This window comes from Pedobacter sp. UYP1, from assembly GCF_040547305.1.
GTDB lineage: Bacteria > Bacteroidota > Bacteroidia > Sphingobacteriales > Sphingobacteriaceae > Pedobacter.
In genome coordinates this window covers 51,489-64,543 of record NZ_JBEPPL010000014.1, presented here as the reverse complement: position 1 = coordinate 64,543, position 13,055 = coordinate 51,489, and the positions used below count along the sequence as shown (strand labels likewise).

Genomic DNA, 13,055 nt, shown 5'->3' with positions numbered 1-13,055 from the left:
AAATTTGGAAATTAATCTTACAGATTTTAGTTTTAAAAAAAAAGCCTGCGCAGATAATTGTAAGTGACTGCAATCACTAGTTAATAATATATCTTCAAATTGAATTGACGGTGCGCTACCTTATGATAATTAGATTTTAATCTGCCGTACTCACCAATAAACTTCTGGCCTGATCAAAAAATCGCAGAAGATTGCGCCTTTTGTGGTTGATGCCCAAAGATATTCCACAGTTCTTTATTCTATTCCCTTAACACGCATTGGAATCGTATAAATCGCGGTTGAAGCAGTGATGAACAGATCCGACCGGTTTTTTCCACCAAAACACACATTGCTTGTCCAGGGTTCTTTTACTTCAATATGACCAATCTGTATGCCTTCGGAATTAAATATAGTAACGCCATTGCCCGCAAGATAGAAATTCCCTTTGCTGTCGAGCGTAATTCCATCAGCACCCTGATTAATGAGCTGCGTCTGGCCACTTAGATCACCGTTTTCACCAATGGTATAACGGTAGGTTTTATTCCGCTCAATATCCGCAACATACAAATATTTACCGTCTGCTGAGCCTACGATACCATTTGGCTTGGTTACATCTTCTGCTACCACTCTTACTTTAGCCTGTTTACCAGGCGGCAAGTAATAAACTTTCTGTCCTTCAATTTCCGGCTTTTTCCTTGTCCAATAATCACGCTGGTAATAAGGATCTGTAAAATAGATTCCACCGTTACCATCAGCCCAAAGGTCATTAGGCCCGTTCAGTTTCTTGCCATCTACAGTTGACAGCAGTACTTTTACCTTTTTATTTTCACTAACAGACCATAACTCATTGTTTTCATCCGCACAAACCAGCAGCTGGCCATGTTGATCAAAATAGGTTCCATTTGCGCGGCCGGCTTTATTCATAAACAAAGCAAGTATCCCATTTGTGGTATATTTCCAGATTTGGTTATTAGGCTGGTCCGTAAAATAAACATCGCCTTCTGAATTTACCGCCGGCCCTTCAGTGAAAGTAAACTGACGGGAGATGAGTTTTAAACTATCCTGGCTGAAAAGCTGCGCACTAACCTGCAATGAAGTAAGAGAAAAAAGCAGTGTACATAAAAAAGAAAAGCATAGCTTGCCTGAGGGATATAGTTGATTCATTTTGTAATTTATTATTTTAATTTTTAAATGAAGTCTTCGATGACTAGGTCATCGTTAAAAATTACAGAGATAAGTGCTCCATTCATGACTTCATTTGGTTTAACAAAACCAATATTATTCACCTTTATCTTATCTAAATGGGCATCATCAAATTTTCTTGTGTAGACATAGTTTGCTAATTTAACTTTATTCCCTTATTTATAAGTCATAGAAGCGAAAAGAGCTTATTACAATATTTCGTTCTGACCTCAATAACCTAAACTCTTTACTAAAATGTTACGCACAAATAATCTTTCCAATAAGGCTGTGGTTATTCATAACTAGTTTATAAAGACGTCTTATATGAAGTGTTCCTGAAAGCGCATGCATTTTCTTTCTAACCTAATTGATCTGAACACCACTATGCATCACCGACTGAAGCTGACCGATCTTATTTAAATAATTACTAAATCCATCGAATGCACCGATCCTTGATGTGCAGATCGTCTCGTAAACTCCTGTTCTGGAACTGAGTGTATACTCGGAATATAAACAAATGGGAATCTTGCGGTTATTGTTAAACCGCCTATCTGGTCCGCCATTTTTATTGACATACTTCCAGGTATGGTCTACTATCAATGCATCCGCTGCCACTACTTGATCCTCTATAAAGCGGGTACTAATGTTCTCGATGACCAAATTCTTGTAGAACACTGCTGCGAATTGGTTCCCTCTGCGAATCAGCAGGCGTTCTGGCAGAAAAAACAGTTCAGTATTCTTGAGCTTGATATATGGCATAGCAACATTGGTCTTGAAATATCTAATGGGCGTTTTATGTGCCAAAACTGACGCGATTGGAATTCTATTAATCAGTTTTCCAGCCCCAGCATTGCGTTTCCAGTCTTCATTGTTCCTCGTGTGCAGATATTGCCATTTTCTGCTGGAAGAGTTGAAGCTTGAGAAATGAAGGGCAAAAGCCTTATACAAAATAGCCATCTGATCATCCATTTCATAATGGAGCTCCATTTCAAATCTCTTTTTGTCCCGTTTTGAGAGGAAAAAAATTAATCCCGCAAAGAATAGTAATCCTGATCCTAGTATCAAAAGATAATATGGGTTAGTTGAATAAAATTCCGAGCTGACTTCTCTTGGATCTTCCTTAACACCAATCCTGGCTAATTTCTTAGCTACATAACCTACCGAATCGTGGAATTGGATCTTTAACCACTTCTTATTAGTCTCATCCAGCAGCGTGAATTCTTCAGCGTACTTTGTAGTCCTGAGTACCTTTGAATCCCCATTTGGAAGGGAACGGATATTAGAACCGACATGAGAATCAATGGTGGCAACTTTTCTCAGACCACCAGCTTGTAGCAAGGTCTCACGGCTAGTAAATGAATTTATGGAAAGTAGTGTTACGAAAGCAATCATCGGCCATATTCCCAGCCAGGTAACGAGTGAGACTTTCCCAGCTTTTTCGCTGAGTTCATCTATAAAAGCTTTAGAATCCACATCGGTCAACTGATCGATATGCGCCGATGTAATCGTATGCATACCTGGGGTCTGTACTAAGGTGGGTTGATGAGTTTGGTTTACGTACTCACCAATTCTTTGCTTATAATAAATCCCGTTAGTACCGATTGTTACATAGGTTCCTCTTGGACCTGTATTTATCCTTGCTCCTTTAATACCGGCTGAATAACTTATTCCTTTATTTGAAAAATTAACCCTTACCGGTCCGATCTTTACCGACCTGCGCAATATTAGTCCCATAATATAATCTTTGAGACACTAACTTCGATAATAATGCTTTGAATAAATTACGGTTTCCCGTAACTGAATAAACCTTGATTCAGGTTATTATAATAAATGATTTTGGTAAACCCTCTAAACAAAATTCTATTTCGATTACCAAATCCTTCTCTCTACTTGATAATAATATTTATATAATTGTCAGTATCCCGCTGAAGTTTATTCTCGTCTGAATAAATGGTATAAATTAAATTTCCACCATTCTCAACGGTTTTAAAACCATTATTCTTGTACCATAAAAGCTTTTTTGCTACTTCCTCCATATAATCATCAGAATTTGTCATACCAAAATGTTCCCAAAAATATATTTTCTGGGTCATTCTGTTCAAAATTCTAAAATCAGCATACTTCTTATGACCGTACTTTGAAACAGGAAACTCATATTCAATCGTCAGATAATTACATTTTAAAAGCTTCTCATAAATTCCTCTTTCTTGATGAGTCCTCAATAATGTTCCATCTGAAGCAGGAACAATCAACTCATTATCTTTATAAGTCAATTGACTACCAACAGCTTCAATTCCTTTTCCCTGGCCTATATTTATATTGGTGTCTTTATAAAAGTGCCATTGATAATGAATGTGATTTGAAGTATCAACCTTGTAATTGGGAATTATTTGCTTTAAATTACCACCATTATGCTGTGCTCTTAAAAATTGATTAAACATCATTTGACTAGTGAAAACTTTTTTAAGGTCTTCATCTTTAATTATATAATCATATAAAAAGTTTGATCTGATTTCAACCGGGGTACCTCTATCAGACATCAGTTTATCCAGCTTCATCTTAATACGTCTTAAAATTTTGAATTCCAGTGGTAAACTTTCCATAGACAAAGATTTGTGTTGAAAAATAATTTACTAAAATTACAATAAAATATGCCGTTAGTATTACATTTAAACTTATCAAATATCCGCACTGCTCAGCAAACTAAGATTTCTTTACACGAACCTCTTCCCTATCCAAATTAAAAGTATAAATACTAAATTCATCAATAGCTAAATCTCCTTACACTAACCTATTTTCATGATATACTTATTGATCCCCTTACCAAAACCATTTGATATAATATCCACCGTGTGAAAACCATTTTTCTCATAAAATGCAGCCGTATGTTGCGAAGTATCAATTCTGTAGGTTTTCGCAGGGTATAATTTCTTTAAGAGGTCTATCCTATACTGTGTAAATAATTTACCAATTCCTTTCAGGTGATGCCGGACATGCACCATCCCCCATGATAAGCGCGCCTCATCAGCTTTTTTATCTAAAAAGATGCCACCACAGCCATATACATGTCCATCCTCCTGTACTACATAGTAGTTATCTTCAGTATCATGATCTAAAAAGGCTTCGAATAATTGCAGTTCATCCGGAGCAAAAAATTTAGGTAAATTACTTTTAAAGATTTCGATACATTCCGCTCTGAAAACCGGTGTGTATTTTATAATAAGCATGAGAATTATGGGCTAAATATCAAGGTACAGCAAGTTTACAAGAAATTCTGAAAACTGTACCCTGAAATTTTTCATCAGATATATAACACAATGAATGTCCTGCCAGAGAGGTTCCATCCGGTAAACTGCCAGGTTATATCCAAAGAGCCGCTAAGGAGAACAAAAGAGCTACTGTCATGATCAATGCGCCAAGTTTTAGAAACGTCCAGCCGCTAACATGTTGTCCTTCACGGCGTAAAGCAACAAGCCAAAGTATAGTTGCCAGGGAGCCTGTAATGGAAAGATTGGGGCCCAAATCAACACCTATCAGGACTGCACTTTTCACCAATTCTGGTGCATTAGCGGCTTGAATAACATGACCAGCAATAAGCCCTGCAGGCAGATTATTCAGGAGGTTACAAGCAAAAGCAATGATAACACCGCTATACCAGGCTGTGCTGGTAACTCCATGAACTACATTAGCATGCAACAGGATATTTGTAATTGATTGCGTTACTCCGGTTTTATTGAGCGCCTCGACAATAACAAAAAGACCTGCAACCAGTGGAATAACCTCCCATGAAACACCTTTGATAACCATCCATGGATTTTTTCTTGCCCGGATGATCACAATTGCCGAGGTTAAAATTCCAGCTATGGCGGTAGGCAAACCTAGCTGAATATCAACTGCAGAGGATACAAGCAGAATTATGGCTGTTGCAGCAATACCAATGATTGCTGTTTTTCCACCTTGTGAAAGTGAAGGTATAACAATGTTAGTTTCGATGCGCTCTTTTAAGGCGTCACGCTGTGTGAAGCGCAACATAAAATAGGTTGCTGCGATGGCAAAAAACGATGGTAAAATGTATTGCGGCAGCCATTGCAATAATGGCGGCATGTGGGCTCCATAGATCACCAGATTAGCTGGATTAGATATAGGCAACACAAACGAAGCGGCATTGGCAATAAAGGCACAGATGAGTAAATATGGCAAAGGCTTATTTACTTTCGCGGCTTTAACCGCAGCTGCAACCGCAGGTGTCAGTACTACAGCCGTTGCATCATTAGATAAAAATGCAGTAACGACTATCCCCACCAGGTAAATCAATAGAAATAGACGGTTAGCTGATCCTCTGGCCATTTTAGTTGCATGGGCAGCCAGCCAGTCAAACAGTTTTTCTTCACGTGCGGTTTCTGCCAATAACATCATACCGGTTAAAAACAGGTAAACATCTGTCCCTTTAATGATTCCCGACCATCCTTCAGTTGGTAAAATGAGCCTTGCAATAAGCAACAGAACTGCCCCGCCTACTGCCCAGATAGCTTCTGATATTTTAAAAGGCCGGATGATAACACCGGCAATAGTTAAGAAGGATATAATCCAAATAAAAATATATGCCATATAGTAATTAAGATGTTAAAGAAGAAAACTGATCAGGATATTAATATATTGTTTTTCGCTGATTGAATAGTTTCATTTAAGAGTATATTGCAGGTTTAATTTGATTTTATTATTCCACTTTAGCTGTGGTTTCACAGGCCGCTTTTAGCATGGAAGCAAATAACAGCCATAATAAAATTGAGATCGTGGCGAAACAGCCCAAAATCAGAAATGTGGAACTATAGCCAATTCCTCCGCAGGAACCCCTTCCCTATTTAATTAAATAGTATAAATACCCGCATCAAGGGTTAAAACACCCTTAATATCCAGCTATATATCTCCCCGGAATTTTCAGATAAAAGAATTTACTTTATTCATAAGAAGATTCAGCCAGAATGGCTACAGTCACCTGTTATATAAAAACCAAATGACCAGCTACCAGAAGAAACTTGCGCTCTGTTAAAACTAAGTAATCAACCTAAAATTCAAACCATATGAAAAGAACAATTAACCTCTGCACCACCCTGATTTTACTGCCCGCAATCGCCCTGATTGCTTACAGTTGTAATAACCAGGGCAATTCCAAAGACGGCAAACTCAAATCTGCAGCTTCAGCAACAAATGGCGCCTTTTTAAACTATAGAGATTCAGTACCTTCTAAACAGCAATACGATGGCCCTCTGTTTGTGCTCAGTCACGATTATCCAACCACAGTTAAACCCGTTATCAATCCTTCCTGGCAACAGGCTTTAAACGGTCAGCCAATCTCCGATACCAATGTATTTGCTTATATGGACTCATTAAAAAGCCATATCGCGCCTAACATCATTCCATTTTTTACGGACAATAAAAAGTGGACCTCAGCTAAATATGGCTGGTTTAACGAGCCTTGGCTTGGAATAGACAGAGAGGCCATACTAGGTGCCTACTTAGGAAATGGAAACCCGAAAAACATGTTCACCACACTGAAAGAAGATGAAGCCGGATACGCATTGGTCTTATATGATGCTACTGCCGCTTATACAGTCGGGCAGATCTGGGGTAAGACCGGACAAAAAGTTAATTTGCTGAATGATGCCGCTCAGTTTAAGGAAGGCAGTGTGATTGTAAAGTTCGCTTTTTCAAATGTCAATTATCCGCAATGGCCTGTGATGAAAGATGCACAAACCTTTAGTGTTTATGATACCATTCCAACAACTGAAAATCCAAAAAAGGGATATCAGGTAAGAAAAGTCAGCTTCTTTCAAATGGATGTGATAGTTAAAGACAGTAAGACATCTCCAAAAACGGGTTGGGTTTACTCCACTTTTGTATACGACAAAGATGCTAAAGGATCATTCTGGGAGAAAATGGTACCATTAGGCGCCATGTGGGGCGACGATCCGGATGTAAACAGCCCTGTTACCCCTCCTTATCCTAAATTGGCAGAAACGATAATCAATCCTAAAGCACCATTCTACAGTAAGGAGACCTTAGGCTGGGGAGGTAGGCTTAGCGGCCCGAATGACGGTGCGGTTGCGCAAAAAGCAGTCGATTTAACCACTGGCAAAGTCTATAAAAACCTGGCTTTATCTTCTTGTATGAGCTGTCATAGTCCTGCACAGGATAATTTTGTGTCATTCGTATTGCCTGGCCCTTTCCCTAAAAACACTGACACTGCAACTTACGTTTATACGCCAGGAAGCGCCAAATGGAAATTATGGTTCAGAAATAACGCTGGCAATGTACCTTTTGATAAAGGACAAGTCGCTATGGATTATGATATGGTTATGGCCATGAAAGCAGTTGGTAATTACGAATCTGCAAATCCATCACCGCAAAACAAACTTTTACAAGCTAATTTTGCAGCTATCAAAAGATACAGACGTCACAACACTTCGAGCAGGTTCTGGCATTAAAATCTGGTATTAAATTAATGCAAAGTAGTTATCCTGACAAAATAGTTTATCCTGGCCTTAGCACGACCGGGATAAACTATTTCTTAATCCCCGTATTCGGCTTATAAGCAGCATACCACTTACCCAACTCCGTCAAATTACCGTTCGCATCTACAAGTGCAGAAGACCAAAGCCTTGCACTGGTCGGTAAACCAGAAAACCAGCTATACCGCTGTACAAAATCAAGCGCTTCAAGCTTAGGCAATAATCTTTGCATAAAGCCCAGCACCATTTCAGGCGTATATGGATTCTGTGCCATGGTTGTTGCATTATTCGCAACAGTTGCAAATTCAGTGATCCAGATCGGTTTTTTATACTTATCATGCAGATCTTGTAAAACTTTAACAAAAGCAACATCATCTGTCCCTACGTACATATGTACACAGATAAAATCAACACGTTTATTTTGCGCAATTGCCTGATCAAGAAAATCATACATCCATTGTCTGGTTGGCCAGGCCGTTGCAGGGCTACCTAAAGGCAAACCGATAGACTCTAATTTTGGCCAGGCAGCTAATGCCTCTTGTACAGTCATATTTGACTGATCGCCCAAATCAGGCTCATTAAATCCAAGGATAAATTTTGCTTTCCCTTGTACTCCAAGCTGTTTAGCATAAGTAATGTTCGCATCACTCACGTTTGATCTACCCCAGAACATGGGTACAAATTCACAATTTTGCGGAGCAGACTGCAGCGGCATATCTGTGCCCCAGGTATAGTACCAGTGGCTTTGCAGATTGATCACATTTCCCCACCAAGTACCATTCTGATTATTCACATTAAAATCGGCACCCTTTTTACCGGTAACTACAATAGGATTAACCTGATTATCTGGTAATGAACTATTATTCTTACTACATCCCGCAGCTACTGCACAAAACAGAAGAAGCGCTGCTTTTAATATCTTGACCATAATCGAAATTTTGTTTAATTTTTCTTCTGCAGGTTATTGATAACGAGTTTTTCAAATGCTATAAAATCCCGGTCCAGCTTCGCAAGTAACTTTGTCTTCACTGATGGTTCCTTGATAAAAGAATAATTTATACTGTTATAAATGATCTTTTTAATATCACTATAAGTAAACTCAGGATATCTGCTGGCCAGCAATACATATTGCTCAGTCAAATTGGTTCGCAGTACTCCTGCATCGTCCGAACTGATCACTATAGGTACATTAAATTCTTTATAAAGTGTTACCGGATGACGGTCACCTTTCACTTTCAAAATAAATTCATTACTGAACAGGTTGATTTCTACAGCGATCCCTTTTTCTTTCATATAATTCAGCAATGCATAGCTATTCGCTTCATATGGAATATCTACGCCATGCCCAATACGCGAAGCGCCTGCATCATAAACGGCCGAACTAATATGCCAGGTTAATTCTTCAGGCTTAACCAGGCCAAGTGTAAGTTCACCCGCATGCATTGTAGACTTAACCGAAGGATATTTTTTATGGCAGTATTTGAACATTTGCATGTGCAACCAGTAATCACGCATAGCTACTTCATTATTTTCTGGAGAAAGAATGTTTACACCAACTATAAGCGGATTTTTACTCGCCGCATCAAAAGCTAACAGCAACCTTTTGAAAACTTCGCTGGCTTCTAAAGTTCTTACCGTATAAGTCTGGTAACGCATAATAAATGAATCATCATCAATATGCATGGCATGATGTAATTTGTTAATGGTGTTTTCACTGAAGTTATCCGCACAGGAAACGATGTTTTTTTCCATGAACTTACCATAAAGTGTGTCTAGCAGCGCTTGACAATACCGCTCATCTTTTTGCTGCAGTACAGTATGAAATTTCGGATCAAATTGTGAGCTCAAATCATTGAAACGCTCACACTTAACTGAGCCAAGCATGGTTTCTATATAGCTGACATGTTCTTTGACTGCCCTGTTTTTTATTTCCAGTAAGCCAGAGTCAATATTTTTTTCACTTGCGACATCAAAACTAGGGAAGGTTTCAAAGAATTGTTTATCCGAAGGAATGCTAACGTTATTATAATCTTTAACAGACCATTTCTTTAAAAGCCTGAATTTGTATTCTTCCAATTGGCCCTCTTTTTTCAGGGCGCTCAGCTTGCTCCAGTCTTTATCGTCTGCCGGTTTCTTTTCGGCTATTGCCAGTGTTTCCCGGTTGATGAAGTAATCATTTTTAACGATATAATCGACAAAACTTTCCGCATAAACAGAGCCACTATAGTGGTGATGAAGATCGCCGCCCTTGGGCATTTGCGAGAAGAAAGCAGTCAGCTTTGATGGATTATTCCTGATTTTTTCCAGATAGTTACTTACGGATTGGGCTTGGGCTTGAAATAAGATAAAGGCAAAAAATACAGTGAAACACTTTCTCATTAACTGGATTGGATTATTATCAGGTAAATTAATATCCAAACATACCATAGATATTTCAAAATATACAGGAGTAAATCAGCTTTATTTTGCCGGTTTAAAAAATAAATGCGCCTTTAAGCCCATTGTCAATTGCATGCAGCGCACGTTGTCGCAAGCCCGCATCGCCTTTAACCATAGCATTCAATAATAACTTCTTTTTGATTAAATACACCTCTGCATGCTTTTGATCAAACTCTAAAACCCAATCCATATTATAAATCAGATCGCAATATTTTACGGTCTGCGCAGTAGCACTAATTTTCATCAAACGTTCAGCTTCCCGTGCTTTTCGTTCCAGTTTACTCAACTCGGGATAAGCTGCTCTTGTAAAAACGTCAGTCAGCTCAGTTACACAAGACGCGATTGTATTAGTATTTGAAAACGTATAACCAAAGCTAATTAAAGCCGCTATCAGTTCTTGTTCATTAGTATAGGTATCTTCCAGCAAATCATGACAAAGACCAATCTCATAGCCAAACGCCACAGCTGGGGCCGCCATTTCAGCTACAGCCAGCAAATGATCAAAGTAAGGTTTTCCGGTGCGTTTTATAAGTTGTCCGGCATGCTTCGATGCCACCCAGTCTGCTAATTTTTCTCTGACTATCATTTGATCTTATCAAGTTTTAGATAACCTAAATTGATGGTATCTTGTTCCTGTCCCGATGAAGGGGTAATCAATAAATGATACTTTTCTTTAAACTCATCAGCAAGGATATCCTCTATTCTATAGATATCATCTACATCTATTCCGTATTTTTCATCAATATGGGAACCCGCACCTTTAACTTTATTATTTTTAAAGAATACCGTTTTCTTGGCCTCCTGAATGGCCTGTGTGCGTTCTTCATGAACACTCAAAACCGTATAATGCTGTTCTTCCAGGATATCAGGCTGATACCCTCCAAGGTTAATGAAGAAAAGCTTTTTCGGTGAAAATAAGGGCGATGAAAGTAAAGGGGCATCCTCCTTTAAAACAACCTTAACCTGATAGCCATCTACCATCGTGATCTCACGCCAGCCATCTAAATGAATACTATTCCCGGCTTCTGGCCAGAAAGAACGAATGGAAGGTACTAGTTCCTTCAAGTTACGCGCAATACCAAAAAAGAAATCGTGCTGCTCGACATTCCTTTTGGGAGCTTTCGAGCCTAATAAAATCATATATAATTTAAGTTCTCCTGATATTTCTTCGTTCATTTTATACTAATAATTGTTTAATAATTGCAGCAGATGCCGCTTCACTGAAATCCAGACCTGAATAGTCAGGATTATAGCCACCGATATAAGGTACCGCCATGATATAAATGCGATCATTCAGCGCTCCATACGAATCAACTACCTGAAAATGATCATTAATCGTAATACCTGAAACTTTCAGATAATAGTCACCATTTTGATCAATTGTTACTTCTTTACCATGAGCCAATGCTTTTTGACCTTCTTCTGCAGAACGAAATTTAAGCTTGGCAGGGCTAACAGTTCTTCCACTTAATAAACTTTTAAAAGGAAAATCTTCAAAAGCCAGGTGTGGCTGACCAACACAATCTACATAAGTATTAAAATATATGGATTGTTCGTTTCCGGCCTCATCTGTATAATGATAAGTCGCACCACCTTCATCCATCGCCTCAATGTGGCTATCATCCCCTACTGGAATAAGTTCCAGCACACCAGCCTCATACATCGCTAACATTTCTTCACTCGAACTTTGAGGAATATAAGCGATCACAATCGAAATTAATGGGGTCAAAGAATTATGCAAACGCTGCATATCCTCTGCTGACAGGTATTTAGCCGGATAATTCAACGCAAAACTTAAGACGCCCAACATTTCCTTCCAATAAACAGACTTCTTTCTCAGAATCGATTTTTCAGCTTCAGCATATTCAGCTTTCAGCAATTGAAAGGGATCAAGCCGCTCTCTCAATTCCATCATTGCCTCAACAAACTCTTCCAGGTTCATGTCTTTTATCTTTTCATAAAATTCTGGTTCCTTTTCTTTTATTGGCAACTTAAAGTCATTTTCAAATATGTAATCCAGGGATAAGAAACCATGATTTGAGGCGATATGTTCAGCGATTTCTTCCTTAGTCAATAAGGAATCATTGGATAAGTGGGAATCTTCCAAATGAAATCTGACTGCGGGTAACATTCCATTCCTTGTATGTAATATCAGCTTGAAGTTTTGGCTGTGATCCAGTAATTGATAAGAAAGATTACCGTCATTATCCTTATCAAAAGTACCATTATGACGTGCAAGGGTTCTGATCGCATCGACAGCAGTTAAGGAAGATCCTTTTATAGCAACCGGATGGTCAAGCTTTAATGCCAGTTTAACAGGTGGATATGGTGAATCAAAATACCCGGGAACTTTTCCTTCATGCCTTTTTGGCCAATTATGACCTGTGCAGATGATCACCTTGTCAAATTTGAATTCTTCTTCTCCGTTTATTTCTACAACCACCGTGCCCTGATCCGGATAATCAATAATATCTGTTACTTCACTTTTATAATATATCTGATAATCTATACCATTTTTGCTGGCCATCTTTTTTAACAGCTCAAACTGAGCGGTTAAATATTGACCGAAAAGCAGCCGCGGAAGAACTTTATATTCATTAAAACGCAGCGGATCAATATGAAACTTATCAAGCGTATCTTTAGGAACCGATTTAATCCAGTCGGAAAGTGAAGTGACCAATAGTGGGATTTCATTGCTCGATACATTGGTAATATGCTCATCATTTGCTCCTTCCAAGCTATAGGGCATCCCCGATCCTAATTTATTTTTTCGTTCAAATATCTTAATCATCAGCGCTGTGCTACCAGATTCTATCAATCGTTTGAACATGAATAATCCACTCGGGCCGCCGCCGAGAATACCAATATGTTTAATGTTTTCCAATTTTTCGCAGTCTTAAATGAAGATTACAGCATCAACACCATTTGTTATCAAATGTTTTACAC

Annotated in this window: 11 protein-coding genes; 1 reads left to right on the top strand and 10 read right to left on the bottom strand. The window is 38.6% G+C overall.

The genetic code is table 11. From position 1 onward, the window contains the following. Window positions 1–234: 234 nt before the first annotated feature. From ABIB30_RS21760 to ABIB30_RS21740, 5 genes are all read right to left on the bottom strand, one after another. The gene (locus tag ABIB30_RS21760) at window positions 235–1,143 is read right to left on the bottom strand and encodes an SMP-30/gluconolactonase/LRE family protein (protein ID WP_354305158.1); all 909 of its coding nucleotides are present in this window, start codon (window positions 1,141–1,143) and stop codon (window positions 235–237) included. Window positions 1,144–1,524: 381 nt separating this feature from the next. Then, window positions 1,525–2,895 carry a DUF4236 domain-containing protein gene (locus tag ABIB30_RS21755; protein ID WP_354305157.1) on the bottom strand — a complete coding sequence of 457 codons (1,371 nt, stop codon included), beginning with the start codon at window positions 2,893–2,895 and terminating at the stop codon, window positions 1,525–1,527. Window positions 2,896–3,047: 152 nt separating this feature from the next. Beyond that, window positions 3,048–3,719, bottom strand: coding sequence for a hypothetical protein (locus ABIB30_RS21750; RefSeq protein WP_354305156.1), 672 nt, complete (start codon window positions 3,717–3,719; stop codon window positions 3,048–3,050). A gap of 228 nt (window positions 3,720–3,947) precedes the next feature. Next, a complete protein-coding gene (locus ABIB30_RS21745; protein WP_354305155.1) occupies window positions 3,948–4,388 on the bottom strand; it encodes a GNAT family N-acetyltransferase in 441 nt (146 codons plus the stop codon). Between the two features lie 133 nt (window positions 4,389–4,521). After that, a complete protein-coding gene (locus tag ABIB30_RS21740; protein ID WP_354305154.1) occupies window positions 4,522–5,769 on the bottom strand; it encodes an arsenic transporter in 1,248 nt (415 codons plus the stop codon). Between the two features lie 473 nt (window positions 5,770–6,242). Between ABIB30_RS21740 and ABIB30_RS21735 the strand changes: the two genes are divergently transcribed. Further along, window positions 6,243–7,646: a hypothetical protein gene (locus ABIB30_RS21735; protein ID WP_354305153.1), complete on the top strand. Its 1,404-nt coding sequence runs from the start codon at window positions 6,243–6,245 to the stop codon at window positions 7,644–7,646. A gap of 76 nt (window positions 7,647–7,722) precedes the next feature. Here the strand turns inward: ABIB30_RS21735 and ABIB30_RS21730 are convergent, their stop codons facing one another. The 5 genes from ABIB30_RS21730 to ABIB30_RS21710 all read right to left on the bottom strand — a co-directional run bounded on the left by ABIB30_RS21730 (window position 7,723) and on the right by ABIB30_RS21710 (window position 12,993). Next, window positions 7,723–8,598 (bottom strand): glycosyl hydrolase, encoded by an 876-nt coding sequence (locus ABIB30_RS21730; RefSeq protein ID WP_354305152.1) that lies wholly within the window; start codon window positions 8,596–8,598, stop codon window positions 7,723–7,725. A gap of 14 nt (window positions 8,599–8,612) precedes the next feature. Beyond that, entirely contained in the window at window positions 8,613–10,049 is a 1,437-nt protein-coding gene (locus tag ABIB30_RS21725) for a hypothetical protein (RefSeq protein ID WP_354305150.1), read from the bottom strand. A gap of 94 nt (window positions 10,050–10,143) precedes the next feature. Beyond that, window positions 10,144–10,695, bottom strand: a complete 552-nt coding sequence (locus tag ABIB30_RS21720; protein WP_354305149.1) for an HD domain-containing protein — start codon at window positions 10,693–10,695, stop codon at window positions 10,144–10,146. Beyond that, window positions 10,692–11,285: a DUF1543 domain-containing protein gene (locus ABIB30_RS21715; RefSeq protein ID WP_354305148.1), complete on the bottom strand. Its 594-nt coding sequence runs from the start codon at window positions 11,283–11,285 to the stop codon at window positions 10,692–10,694. Before ABIB30_RS21715 ends, ABIB30_RS21720 begins: the two co-directional genes overlap by 4 nt. 1 nt (window position 11,286) lies before the next feature. Beyond that, entirely contained in the window at window positions 11,287–12,993 is a 1,707-nt protein-coding gene (locus ABIB30_RS21710; protein WP_354305147.1) for an FAD/NAD(P)-binding protein, read from the bottom strand. Window positions 12,994–13,055: the final 62 nt, after the last annotated feature.